This window comes from Methanothermococcus jasoni (genome assembly GCF_049075655.1).
Lineage (GTDB): Archaea > AGJL01 > Methanococci > Methanococcales > Methanococcaceae > Methanofervidicoccus.
The window spans coordinates 1,249,728-1,267,809 of sequence record NZ_CP157522.1 but is presented as its reverse complement, the minus strand read 5'-3'; the positions used below and the strand labels follow the sequence as shown (position 1 = coordinate 1,267,809).

General features: G+C 34.3%; 19 protein-coding genes. 14 read left to right on the top strand and 5 right to left on the bottom strand.

The window, feature by feature from the left end:
- Nucleotides 1-33 precede the first annotated feature (33 nt).
- Nucleotides 34-744, top strand: a complete 711-nt coding sequence (locus tag Mjas_RS06725) for a GTP-binding protein (protein WP_421078598.1) — start codon at nt 34-36, stop codon at nt 742-744.
- Between the two features lies 1 nt (nt 745).
- A complete protein-coding gene (locus tag Mjas_RS06720) occupies nt 746-1,441 on the top strand; it encodes a (Fe-S)-binding protein (protein WP_421077402.1) in 696 nt (231 codons plus the stop codon).
- Between the two features lie 278 nt (nt 1,442-1,719).
- Here Mjas_RS06720 and larC read toward each other — a convergent pair whose 3' ends face one another.
- Nucleotides 1,720-2,982 carry a nickel pincer cofactor biosynthesis protein LarC gene (gene larC / locus Mjas_RS06715; protein WP_421077401.1) on the bottom strand — a complete coding sequence of 421 codons (1,263 nt, stop codon included), beginning with the start codon at nt 2,980-2,982 and terminating at the stop codon, nt 1,720-1,722.
- A 144-nt stretch (nt 2,983-3,126) separates the two neighbouring features.
- Here larC and truA point away from each other — a divergent pair, with 144 nt between their 5' ends.
- The 7 genes from truA (at nt 3,127) to Mjas_RS06680 (ending at nt 7,975) form a co-directional block, all read left to right on the top strand.
- Nucleotides 3,127-3,918, top strand: a complete 792-nt coding sequence (gene truA, locus Mjas_RS06710; RefSeq protein ID WP_421077400.1) for a tRNA pseudouridine(38-40) synthase TruA — start codon at nt 3,127-3,129, stop codon at nt 3,916-3,918.
- A gap of 118 nt (nt 3,919-4,036) precedes the next feature.
- Complete coding sequence (locus tag Mjas_RS06705) at nt 4,037-4,423, top strand: cupin domain-containing protein (RefSeq protein ID WP_421077399.1); 387 nt, start codon at nt 4,037-4,039, stop codon at nt 4,421-4,423.
- Nucleotides 4,424-4,537: 114 nt separating this feature from the next.
- Complete coding sequence (locus Mjas_RS06700; RefSeq protein ID WP_421077398.1) at nt 4,538-5,254, top strand: hypothetical protein; 717 nt, start codon at nt 4,538-4,540, stop codon at nt 5,252-5,254.
- Nucleotides 5,255-5,395: 141 nt separating this feature from the next.
- Nucleotides 5,396-6,439: a tellurite-resistance/dicarboxylate transporter gene (tdt, locus tag Mjas_RS06695; protein WP_421077397.1), complete on the top strand. Its 1,044-nt coding sequence runs from the start codon at nt 5,396-5,398 to the stop codon at nt 6,437-6,439.
- A 36-nt stretch (nt 6,440-6,475) separates the two neighbouring features.
- Nucleotides 6,476-7,057, top strand: a complete 582-nt coding sequence (locus Mjas_RS06690; RefSeq protein WP_421077396.1) for an OsmC family protein — start codon at nt 6,476-6,478, stop codon at nt 7,055-7,057.
- Between the two features lie 61 nt (nt 7,058-7,118).
- Complete coding sequence (locus Mjas_RS06685; protein ID WP_421077395.1) at nt 7,119-7,361, top strand: PLDc N-terminal domain-containing protein; 243 nt, start codon at nt 7,119-7,121, stop codon at nt 7,359-7,361.
- 44 nt (nt 7,362-7,405) lie between these two features.
- Complete coding sequence (locus tag Mjas_RS06680) at nt 7,406-7,975, top strand: DUF99 family protein (RefSeq protein ID WP_421077394.1); 570 nt, start codon at nt 7,406-7,408, stop codon at nt 7,973-7,975.
- A 220-nt stretch (nt 7,976-8,195) separates the two neighbouring features.
- On the opposite strand, the gene frhB is transcribed toward Mjas_RS06680, so the two are convergent.
- The 4 genes from frhB to frhA all read right to left on the bottom strand — a co-directional run bounded on the left by frhB (nt 8,196) and on the right by frhA (nt 11,626).
- On the bottom strand, nt 8,196-9,044 hold the full coding sequence (gene frhB, locus Mjas_RS06675) for a coenzyme F420 hydrogenase subunit beta (RefSeq protein WP_421077393.1): 849 nt from the start codon (nt 9,042-9,044) through the stop codon (nt 8,196-8,198).
- Between the two features lie 25 nt (nt 9,045-9,069).
- Nucleotides 9,070-9,798 (bottom strand): coenzyme F420 hydrogenase subunit gamma, encoded by a 729-nt coding sequence (gene frhG, locus Mjas_RS06670; RefSeq protein ID WP_421077392.1) that lies wholly within the window; start codon nt 9,796-9,798, stop codon nt 9,070-9,072.
- A gap of 33 nt (nt 9,799-9,831) precedes the next feature.
- Entirely contained in the window at nt 9,832-10,326 is a 495-nt protein-coding gene (gene frhD / locus Mjas_RS06665) for a coenzyme F420-reducing hydrogenase, FrhD protein (RefSeq protein ID WP_421077391.1), read from the bottom strand.
- A gap of 67 nt (nt 10,327-10,393) precedes the next feature.
- Nucleotides 10,394-11,626, bottom strand: coding sequence for a coenzyme F420 hydrogenase subunit alpha (frhA, locus tag Mjas_RS06660; protein ID WP_421077390.1), 1,233 nt, complete (start codon nt 11,624-11,626; stop codon nt 10,394-10,396).
- Between the two features lie 385 nt (nt 11,627-12,011).
- Here frhA and Mjas_RS06655 point away from each other — a divergent pair, with 385 nt between their 5' ends.
- The 5 genes from Mjas_RS06655 to Mjas_RS06635 all read left to right on the top strand — a co-directional run bounded on the left by Mjas_RS06655 (nt 12,012) and on the right by Mjas_RS06635 (nt 18,080).
- Nucleotides 12,012-12,434: a hydrogenase iron-sulfur subunit gene (locus tag Mjas_RS06655; protein ID WP_421077389.1), complete on the top strand. Its 423-nt coding sequence runs from the start codon at nt 12,012-12,014 to the stop codon at nt 12,432-12,434.
- 37 nt (nt 12,435-12,471) lie between these two features.
- Nucleotides 12,472-13,377: a F420-nonreducing hydrogenase gene (locus Mjas_RS06650; protein ID WP_421077388.1), complete on the top strand. Its 906-nt coding sequence runs from the start codon at nt 12,472-12,474 to the stop codon at nt 13,375-13,377.
- 31 nt (nt 13,378-13,408) lie between these two features.
- Nucleotides 13,409-14,830: a Ni/Fe hydrogenase subunit alpha gene (locus Mjas_RS06645; protein ID WP_421077387.1), complete on the top strand. Its 1,422-nt coding sequence runs from the start codon at nt 13,409-13,411 to the stop codon at nt 14,828-14,830.
- A 59-nt stretch (nt 14,831-14,889) separates the two neighbouring features.
- A complete protein-coding gene (vhuB, locus tag Mjas_RS06640; protein ID WP_421077386.1) occupies nt 14,890-16,038 on the top strand; it encodes a F420-non-reducing hydrogenase associated-polyferredoxin VhuB in 1,149 nt (382 codons plus the stop codon).
- Nucleotides 16,039-16,112: 74 nt separating this feature from the next.
- Entirely contained in the window at nt 16,113-18,080 is a 1,968-nt protein-coding gene (locus tag Mjas_RS06635; protein ID WP_421077385.1) for a 4Fe-4S binding protein, read from the top strand.
- Nucleotides 18,081-18,082: the final 2 nt, after the last annotated feature.

Below are 18,082 nucleotides of genomic sequence, written 5' to 3'. Positions count from 1 at the left end.
TTAAATAAAATAGATAAAACAAATAAAAAAGATATAAAAATAAGCATAGTGGCGGGAACACCGGGAGCAGGAAAAACTTCCGTATTAATACATACAATTAAAAATCTTATGAATGCAGGACATAAACCAGCGGTTGTTAAAATTGACTGTCTTTATACGGATGACGATGTAAGGTATGGTAAATTAGGCATCCCCACCCTTATAGGTCTTAGTAAGGATATGTGTCCAGACCATTTTGCAATATATAATATGGAAGAAATGGTTGAATGGGCAAAAAATCAAGATGAAGATATTGACATACTCATAATTGAAACCGCAGGGTTGTGCCATAGGTGTGCCCCATATACAAAAAACAGCCTTGGAATCTGTGTGATAGATGCAACATCTGGTCCAAATACACCAAGAAAGGTTGGTCCATTTTTGACAAGTGCCGATGTTGTGGCAATTACAAAAGGAGATATAATCTCTCAGGCAGAAAGGGAAGTATTTAGGGAAAGAATTTTGGAGATGAATCCCAATTGTAGAATTTACGATGTAAATGGATTAAGCGGTCAGGGTTGCGGAGAATTGGCTGATGAAATAGCTGAAACAAAACCACTGACAAGTTTAGAAGATGAGGAATTAAGGCACAATGCCCCATTATGTATTTGCACCCTTTGTGTTGGAGAAACAAGAGTTTCAAAGAAATACCACAGAGGAGTTTTAAGAAGAATCGATGGATTTACAAAATACACAGGGGAATAATATGGATGTAAATAAATTAAATAAAATAATAAAATTGCTTCCCGGATACAACTGCAAAGCATGCGGTTATAAACGATGTGATATTTTTGCAGAGGAACTTTTAAATGGTGAAACTTCACCAGATAAATGCCCATTTTTATTTAGGGAAGATTTTAAGGAAAATATGAAGGAGTTAAAAGAATTATTAAAGGATGTTGAGCATAAAAAAGAGGTAAAATCAAAAGTGGAAAAAGAAGAAAAGGAAGAAAATGAAAAAGATAAAAAACTAGTTGGGGTAATTGATGGATATGAAGCAGATTTTCTGTTGGACCCGCTACCTAATGAACATTCATGCAGGGAAACTTTAATGATTACGGATAAAAGACCTTTAAAAATTGGAGATTATATCCAATACAGACCATTGGGCTGTCCAATACCACATTTTGCTAAAATAATTGATGAAAATCATGGGTTATATATTGTCCATATTGAAGGACCATGCCATAGAATCACAGGGGAAGAAAAAGAATATATAAATGTAGGTCTTGCCATGGTTGTGGCATTTGAAGGCATAGTTATTGGAAAGGTTCCCGAAGTCGGGCATACTGTTAAGTTTATACCAAATCACTGCATGATGCAAAAGGTTCATTCAGGAGTAGTTGTTGAAGTTGAAGGAAACAGAGTATATATTGAAGGCATTGATTTAAAGGTGTGGTGATTTGGAAATTTCACGACTCCTTCGGCAGGAAGCCAACGGTTTTAGCCGTTGGAGGAGCCGAAAAATTTATATGTTGTATAAACTATAAATTGTAATAAGCCCTAAGGCACGAAGCTCGGTAGAGTGGATACGGTTGGAAGGGCATTATTGGTGAATAATACTGGGCTGTCCGTCAGCCAGCCTAATGTCCTCCGCCCTTATTATTGAGGGAGTTGGAAGGGCAAGCCAACGACTTTAGTCGTTGGTAGCTGACAAATCCTCATGATTTGTTTATTTACTCACTTCGCTCGTAAATTAGACGAAATCACTTCATGATTTCGTTGCTCACCTGCTACACAGGTGATTTCATTATCCAACATCTTTAAAACCTTTCTAAGGGGTATTTTTAACTCCTCTGCTATTTTTTTGGCGTCTTCATATTCTGGTTTCATATTTATTATTTTATCGTCAATAGATGATATTTTCACATTAAATTTAAATTCTTTACCATTTATATTAATAAAATAGGTTTTTTCAATTCGTTCTGCCTTTATTCTATCTATTTCTTTTATTCTTACTCCTAATGTTCCAGTTTCTTCCATAAGCATTTTTGCAAGTTTTTCAGATTTTGCATAATTTGTGATTACAGAAATAATATTGGTGGGTCGGTTTTTCTTTCCGATACCATTTACAACAAATACTTCTTTTGCCCCTTCATTTAGTAGTTTTTCAAAAAGATTTCCTATAATCTCCCCAGAAACATCATCCACATTAGTTTCAAGCACAACCATGTTTTTTTCTATGTTTTTATTTATTTTTCCTTCAATAACTCTTAAAATATTTGGAACTTCTTTTAATATCTTTGAGCCTCCGCCATATCCAACTTTTATGGGTGTCATAGGGGGAAAGTTATCCACAATTTCATCAACTACATTGGAAAGTATGGCAATGCCCGTTGGTGTGGTATGTTCAAATTTGGTGGCATAAGGTGGATTGGAGTATTTTATACCATGTTTGCATAATATTTCAAGGGTAGCAGGAGCTGGAACTGATAAAATACCGTGTTCCATACTCACATATCCACCGCCAAGAACTGGGGGCGTGGAGTATATTTTTCCGTCCAAAAATCCGTTTTTTTCAAGAAGCATTACGCTTCCAACAACATCAAAAACTGTATCAAGGGATGCCACTTCGTGAAGGTGGAAGTCGGTTTTATGGAGCTTTTTTTCGGCATATATTAAATCGTCTATGATATTACAGATTATATTATTTGCTTTTTCAGATAAATTTAAATTATTAGAAACTTCCTTAATCGCATCTTTTAAATCTTCTGGGCGGTGGAATCTATCTTCAATTATATTCATATAAAGCTTTTTTACCACTATACCGTTTATTTTTTCTTCCTTAATATCTACTTCAAATTTTTTGCAGTTTTTCAAATTGTTGATGGTGGAGGTGAGCTCCCCTAATAAATCAATATCATCGGTTAAATCAATAAGTGCAGATATAAACATATCACCAGATATTCCAGATATTTTGGGGTCTATAATTAGAGTTTTCATACTATCACTTTTTTATATCAAATTAAGAAATATAATATATATTGTATATTTCACATCTATTTTAATTTTGATTTAAAAATATCTCTTCCAAATTATAATATTATATATTATGCAATTATATGAGTATATTATTATTGTGATATTATGTATATCTTAAAAGTAGCATATGATGAGTATAATTATGGATTCCAATCTCAACCCCACAAAGAAACAGTTTGTGATAAAATAATGGATGCTTTAAGAGAATGTAATTATTTAGCAAATGACAAAATAATTTTTTATGGTGGGAGGACTGATAAAGGAGTTTCTGCAATTGGAAATTTTATAGTGGTGGAATTAAACCAAGAGCCGATATTATCATATATTTATTCAAAATTAAAAAATAAAGGGATTTGGATTTTAGGATATAATAAAATAAATGGCATTCCTGAGGTAAAATATAGACATTACAGATATATATTACCTAATATACCATATGATGATGAATATAATATTGATTTAATGAAGGAGGCTTCAAAAAAACTCATAGGAACGCATTCATTCCATAATCTATCTAAAAGAGATAGAACAAAGGAAAAAAGCCCAATTAGGACAATATATGATATAAAAATTGATGAAAATCCATACTACATTACAATTGATGTTATCGGCAAAAGTTTCCTGTGGAATATGGTAAGAAAAATAATTACTACACTATCTGAGGTGGGAAAAGAGAACAAACCTGTGGGTTGGATAGATGAGCTCCTATGTGAAAATCATAAAGAGGGTGTAGCACCAGCACCAGCAGAGGGACTTATACTGATGGATGCAAAAACTGATGTAGAATATATTTACGATAGCTATGTGTTAAATAGATTTAAAAGGGAGTGGATGGAAAACTATAAAAAAACAACCATGAAACTGGGAGTATGTAGAAATATGGTGGAATTCGTTTAAGTTTATGTAAGCGTATGGCTATAACTACTGCCAACTACACCACTCGAAAGAAAGATTTTTAAATTTCATTTTTCATAAATAATATAATAACATCAAAAATATAAGGAATTGGTGCAATATGAAAATAATAAAAACTGAATATGCTGGGATTAATCCATACATTACCAAAGACAGCTCAATAATTCGAGAGTTAATGCACCCGATGGTTCATGGAAATGAGAAACAGAGTCTAGCGGAAGCAACCGTTCCAGTGGGGGCTAAAACCTTATTGCATAAGCATCATAAATCCGAAGAGATATATTACATTGTGGAAGGTAAGGGGATGATGACTATAAGCGACAATAAATTTGAGGTTAAAAAAGGAGACACAATATGTATCCCTCCGGGAGCTCCTCACCAAATTGAAAATATAAATAATATACCTTTAAAGATATTATGCTGTTGTTCTCCTCCCTACTCTCACGAAGATACAGAACTAATGGAATTAGACGAAATCACAAAGTGATTTCGTTGCATTTACGAATGAAATGAGTAAAACTTAAAACCGTAGGTTTTAGGTCGCTTGCTACGCAACGATGACTTTATTTTATAAAATTCTAAAAATAAATGCGATGATAACATGGAAAAATACATCACTTCGATAAGTATAGATATATCATCAAATGATGTGGAAACAAATCATATTGTAAATGAGAAAATAAGCAGAGAACTGCCATTAATTACGCCCCCAGGTGTAAAATCGGCACTTTCAAATATCACAGGGGATGATATAGTAATTACATCCTTTGTCCCTGAAAATTTAATCGAAGAAACCAATAAAAGCATTATAAACTTACTAAAAAAACATGCAGAAGGTTTTGAGGATTTAAATGGAATTTCCCAATGCCCCGAGGATGCAGGAGAAGGCGTCTCCTATGCAGTTGCAAAAGCAGGTTCTGAATACGGCGACGCTTTAATAGTTTCCTTTGACACCTATGGGGGAGAGGATATCGTAAATGAAATGGCATTGTTTGTTGAAGATATTGGGAAGAAATACGGCTTTGATGTGGGTTCCAGCATATCAGATAATCCAAAAAAGATTCATGGTGTTGGATATTCCGGCGTTGACACAGATGACCCTGTTGTAGTCATAACTTTTGAGGAATTAAAGGAGCTCCCAAAATTAGCAGGATTAATATTCGGTGGATTACTAAGTTTTGATAATTTGTATTTTGTTAAAAGAGGGACTGCCACAAATATCCTACCGCCGGGAGTGATATATACAATGTCTGCCTTTTTAAATGGAAATGTAATAGATTTATACGACGGCATAAAACGAAGACATAACCTACTTTAATTTTTATTTATTTTTTATTTTTTTAATGTATATCATAATATCCAAATATATTTAAAAAACATTAAAATATATCGATTAATCGGAAGGTTTAAATACAATGACATTAGGACTATACACATATGGGTAAAAATAGGTGAGAATGTGCTAGAGGCATGTGAATCAAAATGTGATATTATTAAAAATTTCATACCATCGTGGTTTGCAGCGGTAATGGGAACGGGTATTTTAGCAATATCTAGCATGATGTATTCGTCGTATATTCCAGCATTAAACAATATTGCCATAATATTGTTTTATTTTAATATATTAATGTTCTTTGCATTTATAATACCTTGGACTTTAAGATGGATAATGTATCCTAAAAATGCCTTTGCTGACTTGAAGCATCCAATATTAAGTTCATTCTATCCAACAGTTGCCGTGGCAATGCTCGTGTTAGCGTCTGATTTCATAAGTATCGGGCATAATATGTTTATTGGAGAAATATTTTGGGGAATCGGCGTAATAGGGATGATAATATTCAGCACAGTTGTGACATTTTACATGTTCAAATCAGAGCATATAAAGTTGGACCATGTAAATCCAGGCTGGTATATTCCACCAGTGGGTTTATTGGTTATGGCTATTGCAGGAAGTTTAATAATGCCACATACCACAGGATTAATTCATGAATTGGTGGTTTTAGTAAATTACTATGGATTAGGGGCAGGAATATTTGCTTATTTGGCTTTACTTGCTGTTGTAATGTATAGGTTCATACTACACAATCCATTACCTTCCGCATTAGCACCAACAATATGGATTAATTTGGGACCAATTGGTGCTGGGATTATAGCATTACTCAATTTAGTGAATAACTCACCATTTGTATCTGTAAAAGAGCCGTTTTATATATTTTCATTCTTATTCTGGGGCTTTGGATTATGGTGGGCTGTGATGGCAATAATAATGACAATATACTATATTAAAAATCTAAAATTGCCTTATGGTATGCCTTGGTGGGCATTTATATTCCCTCTTGGTGCTTATGTGGCATCCAGCCATATGATTTATGGAATATTCCAGTATAATATAATTGACTATGTTGGTTTTGGATTATACTGGCTGTTATTTGGATTATGGGCAATTACTCTTGTAAAAACCGCAATAGCAACATATCATGGATATCCATTTAAAGGGCATTAATTTGAATATTTTAAAATAAAATAAAAGGGTGGTGATATGAATCCAGAGATGATGAAGGAAATGATGCAAACTATGATGAGCTCTGAAATGTGCGAAACTATGATGCCAAAGATGATGCCTGAAATGATACCTAAGGTTATGGAAAAACATTTAATGAATATTCCAAAAAATGAAAGGGAGGAATTTATAAAAAAGATTGTGGATATAATCGTATCTAAAAGCAATGACTGCGAAATATCCGCAACTTTCATAAAGGATTTTGAAACTTCCATAAATGTTAAAGGGCTAAAAATAAATTCAAAGGGGGGCAAAGGAGCTACAAAGGATTCAATATCTCCTATGGATTTGTTTTTATCTGGACTTTGTGGTTGTGTCTCTATTGCAGTTGGGAGAGCTCTTGCTGAAAAGGGAATAATTGGAAATATTAAAGTTAATGCAATGGTTAAAAAGAACTTTGAAAAGGGATGTATTGAGAAGATAATATTAAATATCCATGCTAAAATTAATGGTAATTCAAATGGGAGTGAATTAAAAGAGCTAATATTGGAGAGCTCTAAAAAATGTCTTATAAGTAATTCCTTAGGATGCGAAATCGAAAAAAATGTGATTATTGAATAAATTTTTATTATATATTTTATTATATTTTAATCTTAAATTTAATTTTTTAAGGTGAAATAATATGTGGTTTTCCCCAATGAATATGATGGGAAATGGTTTTGGAATAACGGAGCTCCCTTTTTTTGGTTTCATGTTTTTTGGATTGTGGGGTATAATAAGAATTGTAGTATTTATATTGGTTGTTATAGATATACTTAAAAGGGATGATTTGGACACTCTTGAAAAAATTCTATGGCTGTTGGTTGTTTGGTTTTTGGGCATAATCGGGGCTATAATTTATTATCTGCTGTCTAAAAGAAGATAATTAAAAATAGAGCTAAAAAATAAAAAAGTAATATTTGTGGTATAATGAATATTAAAGATGAAATTGGCGTTATCGGAATAGATGATGCACCATTTGATAAAAATGATAAAGAGGCAATATTAATAGGAACATACTGCCGAGGAAATAGAATAATAGACGGCATTTATTTTAAGAGGATAAAACGGGATGGAATGGACTCAACGGAAAAGATTATTGAAATGGTCATGGGGAAACATAAAACAAAAATAAATGTTATATTTTTGGACGGCGTTACATTTGGGGGGTTTAATATAACAAATCTCTATGAAGTAAATGAGAAAACAGGGATTCCCGTGGTTGCAGTTATAGATAGGATGCCAAACCGTCAAAAAATGATGGATGCGTTAAAAAAACATTTTGATGATTATGAAGAAAGAATCTCTCTTTTAAAATCATTTCCAGAGCCTGAAAATATTGAAGGAATATATGTTCAATATGTCGGTATTAAGAGGGAGCTCCTTAATTTAATAATTAAAAAAACAAGATTAAAAAGCAAAATTCCAGAATGTTTAAGAATATCTCATTTAATAGGAAGGGGATTTTTAGATTTAATCACTGAACGAAATGAAGGTTAGCTATTTTTTCAAAGAATAAAAATAGTTAATAAGGAACAGGTAATCCTATTTCCTTCCTATGTTCTATTTCCTTTGCATGCATCCTTTAAAAAAGGATGCTACCCAAAATCTCAAAATCCACTTTGTGGATTTATACGATTTCCTCATTTCATTCGGAAATCCAACCTCCACTCGCTATCGCTCGTGTCGGTTGGAACCTAAATTAATGAACTATATTTATTTAATAAGGAACAGGTAATCCTATTTCCTTCCTATGCTCGATTTCTTTTGCGTTTTTATCTTTTTTAAGTAATGCAAGTTTTTCAAGTATTCCTAAACCAAATTTACCTTCATCTATTGGTTTGGTTTCTAAGTATCCTTCATCAATCATTTTATTAATAAATTCTTCTCCTTTTGCAGTCCTTACAAATACAGAGCTCCAACCATCAGGGCTACCTACTGAACCTGTTGAAATATCAGCCAATTCTGCTGTATAGTCGGTGCATACATGACATGCTATTTGTTCATAAGGATGGGTTTCTTTTAACTTGATGGATTTTGTTTCTCCCCATTTCGTATATACCCAGAATTTACCTTTTCCAATGTCCAATTTAGCAACATCTTCTATTTTCACACCGCAGTGTTCTTCAACTATGGTTTTCATACCATTGTATGGGAAGTTTTCCATACAGAAGATTCCTACAATCAATGCAATTTTATCAGGCATGTGTCTAAATCCTACTGGATATTTTATGGCTTTTCTTGTAGCTATTACCTGACAAGGAGTTCCTACAACTCCAAGTTTTTCACAGCCATATTCTCTGATAGCATTTTTCAAAACACTCAGGTTTGAACATACGGTATATTTTGTTCCTGCTGCATTTAAAACCTCTTCTGGTGTTGTGGCAACCTTAGGAACTGCCTTAAACTCATCTTCTTTATCTGCTACTATTACACCATCTAAAAGGTTGTTCTCCAATCCATAGATATATGCAGCAGATACAATCCCTCCATCTTGGGATTTTTTCAATATTTTTTTATCTGCTGCTCTTGCAGATATTACTGTTTTATATTTTCCAAAAGCATCCATTTAATCACCCCTAGGATTTTATTATTTATTCCTCTAACTCCTTAACCTGTTCTGGAAGCCTAATTCTTGGGCACTGGAATGAACATGCACCGCATTTTATACATAATTCGCTCCTTATGTTTGGTTTTCCATCTATCATACTAATTACTCTTAAAGGACATGCAGACGCACATGTTCCACATCCCATGCAAAGGGATTTGTTTATAACATTGTATATCAAATCACATCCGCAGTATTCTGTTTTTTTAGCAAATTCTGCAAATGGTTCCAAATAATCCATGTCTCCATTTAATGCTGCTGTAATTACATTAACTATTAATTCTGGTGATGGCGGGCATCCGGGAATTGCCAAATCAACTTTTATTACATCTCCAATTGCAGTATATGATGCATGTGTTGGTTTTGACATCTGCCCTCCCCTACAATACCTCAGAACACCCCCAGTTGATGCACATGCTCCCAATGCAACCACGATTTTTGATTTTTCTCTAGTTTCAAGAATATCTTTCATAGGGTGTTTGTCATCTAAACAAACTCCGCCTTCCACAAGTGCAATATCTATGTTGTCTGGAATATTTCTTTCAATCAATATTTTATCATCAGTTTCTTTTATTTCGGTTTTTTCATCCATCAATGTCAATGAATAAACTAAATCTATATTCTCCAATATATTCAAAAGCTTTTCATAAGTATCGGTTAAGGATATTAAACATCCAGTGCACCCGCTCATGTGAATATGTGCCACCCTGACCATTTTTTCACCTCAATTATATATATTCAATGCATATTATAATTCGTCCAAAACCATATTTACTGCGCCATTGACCGATTTTTTAACTTCTTCTGATAATTCAAGACATATATCTGGTGCAGTCATATTCTTTATTTGACATCCAATAACTACAACATCAATTTTGTATTTTTCATTAAGTTCATTTAACATTCCTGCAAGTGGCATATCGTGGGCATCTACTTGGTATTTCTCTATATTCGGTAAATCCTTAGGGCGTAGTTTTATTAATTCCCCAGCTTTCAAGCCATATTCTATTGCATCTATTATTACAATCTTCTTTATTGGTGTATTTTCATCAATTAAAGACAATATAAAGTGAGATGCACCAGTCCCCGCATCAATTATCTCTATTTTATTGGAATTCAAGATTGGATTTTTTTCCTTCATTTTATTTAATTCATTTATTACGGTATATCCAAATCCATCGTCTCCAAATAATATATTTCCACATCCAAGAACTAAAACTTCTTTATTTAGATAATTGGGCATATTCCACCTTAATTAATATTTTTGAATTTTTAATTATTTTTATTTTTGTTAGTTATTCATTTTTTATCTACTGAATGAATTTTTCATCAACTGTTTTATTATCGTAATCTTTAACAATCATGTGAGTTGCACAGGAAACACACGGGTCATAAGCCCTAACAACGTGTTCTGCAAATTTATAATGACTTCCTTCAATTGCTTTACCAATCAACGGAATGTTCCATGTTGTAGCGACAATTGCATTATAATATGTTATTCTTCCGTTTTTATCAATTGAAGCTTGATGAGTGTTGTGCCCTCTTGCTGCTTCATGAACACCCAATCCTACTTTTTCACCATCTCCGGTTATCGGTTCATCCGCTAGGGTTTTTCCATTTACATTTAATTCATCAATAATTTCTAATGCTCTCTTAACATGGACAATCATTTCATAAGCCCTAGCTACATGTATCGCCATGGCTCCCTTTTCCTTAAAATCAAAGAATTTATTGAATCTCGCTCTGGGTCCAACCTCTGCCAATCTTCCATTTAAAGTAGGAATTGTTGTTGATGCCTGAATTGCCACATCCTTATCATAGACATCAAATGGGGCATATTCTACGACATTATCTTGGTCAATCTTTGTTCTATCTCCATAGGTTGGATGGGTAGCTATATATCCAAAATCGTGGTATCCGAGTTTTTCCGGGAGCTCAGTTCCATCAACTAATGTTTTATTTTCAAATATCGGAATTAAATAATCTATCTGTTCCTTCGCAAGTTTTTCATATTCTTTGCATTTGTAGTATATTTTTGATTTAACACTTTCTGTGATATTCTTTGCCATCCCTCCAATCATTATATTTGGTGGATGTATTGCTTCTCCCCCTACAACATCGCAGATATATTGCCCTATTTTTCTCATTGCCTGGACTCTCTTGATGAACTCAACTTTATCCTTTTCAGGCACAAAATCAGGAGAGATTAAGAATTGGTGCAGTGGGTGAGAGTGCAATTTATTTCCAATTCCGAGCAATTCTCTTAATAATAATCCATCTTTTGGAGGAGTTATGTTGCATGCATCTTCAATTGCCTCAACTGATGAAATCCCATGTGCAGCTTGACAGATTCCACAAAATCTCATCACAGCAAGCGGTGCGAATTCCGCTGGTTTTCCTACTAAAAATTTTTCAAAACCCCTTACTGGCGTTACACTTAAATAGGCTCCTTTTTCTACAATTCCTTCATCATCAATTTTTAAAACTAGTTTTGTATGGCCTTCATGCCTTGTTGTCGGATTTATTTCCACAATTTTCCCCATGGAATCACCACATATCTGATATTAAAATAGTTAATATATTATTTAATTAGTTAATTGATATTTAAAAAACTAATATATCTATTATTAATCATAATATATTTAAAATACGGTTATTTGTTCAAAATAGAAAGATATATATGTTAAAACAAAAATCCGAGTTTATATGATTTTAATAATACTAATTAAATAAAAATAATATCAAATATTCTTTTTTTGTAAAGAATTATTAAAAAAATGTTAAATAAACTTAAATAATTTAAATAATTTTAAATGGCTATATAAATTTTACTATTTGATTTTAAATATATTATTATATATATCACAAACTTTAAAGTCAGTATTAGATTGTGCAATAAACATATCAATATTTTTAATAGGTGATGAAATGTCAGACTGGGAACCAAAAATAGTAGGGTTTTGTTGTAACTGGTGCACCTATGGTGGAGCAGATACAGCAGGAGTAGGTAGGATGCAATATCCTCCAAGCATTAGAATAATCAGAGTTATGTGCTCTGGAAGAATAGAACCATCTCTAATTTTAAAAGCATTTAGTGAAGGAGCAGACGGCGTTTTTGTTGGAGGTTGCCACTTGGCAGATTGCCATTATGATTCTGGAAACTACAAATGGCAAAGAAGAGCCATGTTTTTAGAGGAGTTACTTCCAGAATTTGGCATTGAAAAAGAAAGGTTTAGATTTGAATGGATTTCAGCATCAGAAGGTGAGAAATTCCAAAAAACAATGATTGAAGTATATAATACTGTAAAATCATTAGGACCTTTGAAATTAAAAGAAAAATTAGGAGAATAATATTAAAATAGATATATAATGGATAAATGGTGATTAGATGGTAAAAATAGCAACGACATGGCTGTGCTGTTGTTCTGGATGTCATATAAGCTTGTTAGATTTACATGAAGAGCTCCTAAATATATTGGATAAAGTTGAGCTCGTCCACTGCCCTGTTCTAATGGATGTTAAGGAAATTCCTGATAATGTGGATATTGCATTGATTGAAGGGGGAATAAGAAATAAAGAAAACGAAGAAATAGCAAAAGAAATGAGGGAAAAAGCAAAAATAGTCGTAGCATTTGGTAGCTGTGCAGGATTCGGCGGTGTTCCAGGATTGGAGAACTTATATTCAAATGAAGAGATATTAGACAAGGTCTATAAAACAACATTAACGACAGAAAATGAAAAAGGCATTATCCCAGACGAAGAAGTTCCTGAATTAACTTCAAGAGTTAAACCGTTATCCGATGTTATAGATGTAGATTATATTATACCAGGATGTCCGCCAGAACCTGAGCTCATAGCAAAAGTATTGACTGCATTATTGGAAGGAAAAACTCCTGAACTGCCAAAGAATAACCTCTGTGAAGAATGTTCAAGGAAAAAGAGTGAAGATGGAGTTTCAATTACAACCCTAAAAAGAAAGTTCAAAGGAACGCCAGACCCAGAAAAATGCCTGTTAGAACAGGGATATCTATGTATGGGGCCTGCAACAAGAGCGACCTGTGGTGCAAAATGTCCTAGTGCAGGGGTTCCATGCTCTGGATGTTATGGACCAACAGGTGCTGTTATAGACCAAGGGGCAAAAATGATTTCTGCGTTGTGTTCTGATTATGGGATTGATAAAGATAAAGAAGTGGACCCTACAATACTTCCAAAATCAATAGACGACAAAATAGGATGTTTTTATAAATTTACGCTTCCGAGTGCTTTGATTCCTGTTAAATTAAAGGATGAGTAATAAATATCAATATTAAAATAATGGTGATAAAATGGTAAAGTTATCAGTTGAACCAGTTACAAGGGTCGAAGGGCATGGAAAGATAACTGTGTCTTTTGATGAGGGTGGAAATTTAGATAAAGTTCATTTTCATGTGGTAGAGGTTAGAGGTTTTGAAAAATTTTTAGAAGGAAGATATATCGAAGATGCACCAACATATACCCCAAGAATCTGTGGAATATGTCAAGTGTCTCACCACCTGGCAAGTGCAAAGGCGGTAGATAATGTATTTGGAGTAAAAATTCCTGAAACAGCAAATCTTTTAAGAAATTTAATGCACCAAGGGGCAACAGTTCACAGTCATGCACTGCATTTTTATGCCCTTGGAGCTCCTGATTTAATGTTTCCAACAACAGAGGATATTTTAAAAAGAAATTTATTGGGCATAGCAAAAGAAAACCCCGAAGTTGTTAAAGAAGCGATAGAATTAAGAAAAATAGGTCAAACCATTGTAAAAACAGTTGGAGGAAGGGCAATCCACCCAGCCACAGCAGTTGTTGGAGGTCAGTCAAAACCATTGAAAGAAGAAGAAAGGGATGAATTATTAAAATTATCAGATAGGGCAATAGAATTGTCTGAAAAATCCATCGAAATAGGTAAAAAACTAATTGAAAATATAAAAGAAAATGATTTAATGGACATAGGGTATTTTGAATCCTACCATGCAGGTATGGTAAATGATGGAACCCATGAGCTCTATGATGGAAAAATTAGAGTAGTTAATCCAAAAGGAAAAACCGAATATGAATTTGACCCTGCTGAATATACAAATTATATTGTCGAGGGAGTTAGGCCCTACTCCTACTTGAAATTCCCATACTTAAAGGATAAAGGGGAAGAAGAGGGGGTTTATAGGGTAAATACACTGTCAAGACTTAATGTTTCGGATAAAATGGCAACACCACTGGCACAAAAATACTATGAAGAATTTATTAATGAGTTTGGAAAACCATGCCACTATCCAATATTGTTTAATTATGCAAGATTGATAGAGCTCTTATCAAGTGCTGAAAAAACAAAAGAACTTCTAGAGAATGATAAAATTGTTGATACAGACATAAGGACAGAACCTGATGATGTAATTGGTGAAGGAGTAGGATGTGTCGAAGCTCCAAGGGGGACTTTAATACACCACTTTAAAACAGATGATAAAGGAATCATTAAAGATACTAACTTGATTGTTGCGACAGTTCAAAACAATCCTGCAATGGATATTGGTGTTAGAAAGGTTGCTGAAAAATACTTAAAAACACCAGATGATGCAAACCCGCAGGTTTTGAATTACATGGAAATGGTAATTAGGGCTTATGACCCCTGTTTATCCTGTGCAACCCACGTAATAGGTAATAATGCTAGTAATCTCTCATTGGAGGTATATAAAGAAAATGAACTGGTTAAATCAATAAGAGTATAATTTAACGATTAATTTATGTGAAACTTTGGTTAGATTAAAAACTCAAAAGGTGTTATACATTGGAAGGAATAAAGATTCAAGAGGATGCATGCTTAGTGTGTAATGCATGTGCGGCGGTCTGTCCAACAGATGCCATAGAGATAGCCCCCTTTAAGACATGCACCTTGTGTATGCAGTGTACGCAGGTGTGTCCAACAGGGGCTTTGTCAGAATTGGATGATAAGATAAACTACAATCCAACAAAATGTAAAAAATGTGGGGCATGTGCAGAAGTGTGCCCAACAAAGATAAAGAAAGTAGATGATACATTCCCATACTCAAAGGGACACTGTGTTTTATGTAAAAAATGTGTTGAAGTATGTCCGATTGAAATTATATCAATCCCAGGACTGGTAGAAAAACCTAAAAAAGAAATAAACATTCCAAAGGACCCAATAGCAGTTACTGATGCCTGTGTTGGGTGTGAAGTGTGCGTTCCAGTATGTCCAGTAGATGCTATTACTATGGAAGACGGTAAAGCAGTTGTGGATAAGAATAAATGTATATACTGCTCACTTTGTGCCCAGACATGTCCATGGAATGCAATATTTGTCGCTGGAAAGATTCCTAAAAAGAGGAAGAAGGAAATCTTAAAATTCGAAGTGGATACTGAAAAATGTATTGGATGTATCAAATGTGCTGAAATATGTCCTGGCAATATGATTAAAGTTGATAACGAAAACCTTGTGATTGAAACTCCAGTGGCATGTCCAGCATGTAATTTGTGTGTGAATATCTGTCCAGTGGATGCTTTAACACTTGATGTAAAATACGAATCTGCTCATCCAATTACAGATGAAGGTCTCGTAATAATTGAGAAGGATTACGATATATTGGAAAAATGTGCAAAAGTATGTCCAACTGACGCCATAGTTGCAGATAAAAAATCAAAAACCATAAAAATGTGTATAGTTTGTGGAGCATGCACTGTGGCATGTCCAACTGGTGCTTTGAAGATGGGCTCAATAAACCACAATGGAAAGGACTACAACAGAATAGAATTCAGCCCACACTTATGTGATAAATGTGGAAAATGTGTTGAAGTATGTCCAATGGATACTTTAAGATTAAGTAAAGGTAAAATCCCATTAAAAGGATACTGTGTCATGTGTCTCCTTTGCCTCTCATGTGCAGAGGCAGAGAAAAAGAAAGTTTTAGAATTGCGATAAAATATGACAAGGATGGGATTTTTTTAAATTAGGTCATTAGAAAATATAATATTGATATAAATAATGGTGATATTATGGAAGAACCAAGAATTGGTGTTTATGTCTGCCATTGTGGAATTAACATTGGCGGAGTAGTTAATTGTCCAGAACTTGCCGAGTTTGCTAAAACATTAAAAAATGTTGTTGTTGCAAGAGATTACAAATATTTCTGTGCAGACCCGGGGCAGGAAATCATACAGAAGGACATTAAAGAGTATAATTTAAATAGGGTTGTTGTTGCGGCTTGTTCTCCAAGAATGCACGAACCAACATTTAGGAGATGTGTTGAAGAAGCTGGATTAAATCCCTTCTTATTCGAGTTTGTAAATATAAGAGAACATGATTCTTGGGTGCATATGCATGAGCCAGAGAAGGCTACGGAAAAGGCAAAAGATTTAGTAAGAATGGGAGTTGCAAAGGCAAGATTGTTGGAACCATTGGACTTTATTAATGTAGGTGTTAAAAACAGAGCTCTGGTAATTGGTGGTGGTGTTTCAGGTATTCAGGCGGCACTGGATTTGGGAGATATGGGATTTGAAACAATATTGGTTGAGAAAACACCATCTGTTGGGGGAAGGATGGCACAGCTGGACAAAACATTTCCAACAAACGACTGTTCTATCTGTATTTTAGCTCCAAAAATGGTAGATGTTGCAAAGCATCCAAATGTTAAACTTTATTCCTATTCAGAGGTTAAAGAAGTAAGCGGATACATTGGAAACTTCAAGGTCAAGATATTAAAAAAGCCAAGATACCTTGATGAAACAAAATGTACAGGATGCGGTCAGTGTGCAGAGGTATGTCCAATTGAAGTTCCAAATGAATTTGATATGGGGCTTGGAACAAGAAAGGCAATATATAAACCATTCCCACAGGCTGTTCCTGCAAAATACACAATTGACAAAGAACATTGTATAGAATGTGGATTATGTTCCACAGTTTGCGGACCTAATGCAATAGACTACAATCAAAAACCCGAGATTATTGAGGAAGAGGTGGGAAGCATAATTACTGCAATAGGGTATGACCCATTCGACCCATCGATTAAGGAGGAGTATGGCTATGGGGTTTATGATAATGTAATTACAGGGCTTGAACTTGAAAGGCTGATAAATGCATCAGGTCCAACAATGGGGCACGTTGTAAGGCTAAGTGATGGGAAGCATCCAAAAAGAATAGCCTTTATTCAGTGTGTTGGTTCAAGAGATGCAAAAGTGGGGAATAAATACTGTTCAAATGTCTGCTGTATGTATGCTATGAAAAACTCCCAATTGATAATAGAACACGAACCCGATACAAAGATAGATATTTACTATATGGATATTAGGGCATTCTCTAAGGGATATGAAGAATTCTATGAAAGAAGCGCATGGCAGTACGGCATAAACTTCATAAGGGGAAGACCTGCACAGATTATAGAAGACCCAGAAACTAAAAATCTGATTATAAGAGCAGAAGAAACCTTACTTGGAGAACTAATTGAGAAAGAATATGATATGGTTGTTCTTTCAGTGGGTATGGTGCCGACAGCATCTATGGATGATGTTCAGAAGGTTCTGGGTATTTCAAAATCAGCAGATGGGTTCTTTATGGAAGCTCACCCAAAACTCAAACCTGTTGATACAGCGACAGATGGTATTTATCTTGCAGGTGCATGTCAAGGACCTAAGGATATTCCAGCATCGGTTGCACAAGGTTCAGCAGCAGCATCAAGGGCTGCAATACCAATGGCTAAGGGAGAGGTCAATGTTGAGCCAATAGTTGCAGAGGTAAATGAGGACATTTGTGGAGGATGTGGCATCTGTGTAAAACAATGTCCTTATGGAGCTCCAAAATTAGTAGAAAAAGATGGAAGATCTGTTGTAGAGGTTATTTCAGCATTGTGCAAAGGTTGTGGAACCTGTGTGGCAGGATGTCCAAGTGGTGCTATGGAACAGAATCACTTTAAAACCATTCAATTATTTAAGCAGATTGAAGGAGCATTTAAGGACCCTGCCAATTAATA

Coding starts and splice junctions, on each gene's coding strand:
- Mjas_RS06720 (WP_421077402.1), top strand. CDS start 746: ATGGATGTAAATAAATTAAATAAAATAATAAAATTGCTTCCCGGATAC.
- larC (WP_421077401.1), bottom strand. CDS start 2,982: ATGAAAACTCTAATTATAGACCCCAAAATATCTGGAATATCTGGTGAT.
- truA (WP_421077400.1), top strand. CDS start 3,127: ATGTATATCTTAAAAGTAGCATATGATGAGTATAATTATGGATTCCAA.
- Mjas_RS06705 (WP_421077399.1), top strand. CDS start 4,037: ATGAAAATAATAAAAACTGAATATGCTGGGATTAATCCATACATTACC.
- Mjas_RS06700 (WP_421077398.1), top strand. CDS start 4,538: ATGGAAAAATACATCACTTCGATAAGTATAGATATATCATCAAATGAT.
- Mjas_RS06690 (WP_421077396.1), top strand. CDS start 6,476: ATGAATCCAGAGATGATGAAGGAAATGATGCAAACTATGATGAGCTCT.
- Mjas_RS06685 (WP_421077395.1), top strand. CDS start 7,119: ATGTGGTTTTCCCCAATGAATATGATGGGAAATGGTTTTGGAATAACG.
- Mjas_RS06680 (WP_421077394.1), top strand. CDS start 7,406: ATGAATATTAAAGATGAAATTGGCGTTATCGGAATAGATGATGCACCA.
- frhB (WP_421077393.1), bottom strand. CDS start 9,044: ATGGATGCTTTTGGAAAATATAAAACAGTAATATCTGCAAGAGCAGCA.
- frhG (WP_421077392.1), bottom strand. CDS start 9,798: ATGGTCAGGGTGGCACATATTCACATGAGCGGGTGCACTGGATGTTTA.
- frhD (WP_421077391.1), bottom strand. CDS start 10,326: ATGCCCAATTATCTAAATAAAGAAGTTTTAGTTCTTGGATGTGGAAAT.
- frhA (WP_421077390.1), bottom strand. CDS start 11,626: ATGGGGAAAATTGTGGAAATAAATCCGACAACAAGGCATGAAGGCCAT.
- Mjas_RS06655 (WP_421077389.1), top strand. CDS start 12,012: ATGTCAGACTGGGAACCAAAAATAGTAGGGTTTTGTTGTAACTGGTGC.
- Mjas_RS06650 (WP_421077388.1), top strand. CDS start 12,472: ATGGTAAAAATAGCAACGACATGGCTGTGCTGTTGTTCTGGATGTCAT.
- Mjas_RS06645 (WP_421077387.1), top strand. CDS start 13,409: ATGGTAAAGTTATCAGTTGAACCAGTTACAAGGGTCGAAGGGCATGGA.
- Mjas_RS06635 (WP_421077385.1), top strand. CDS start 16,113: ATGGAAGAACCAAGAATTGGTGTTTATGTCTGCCATTGTGGAATTAAC.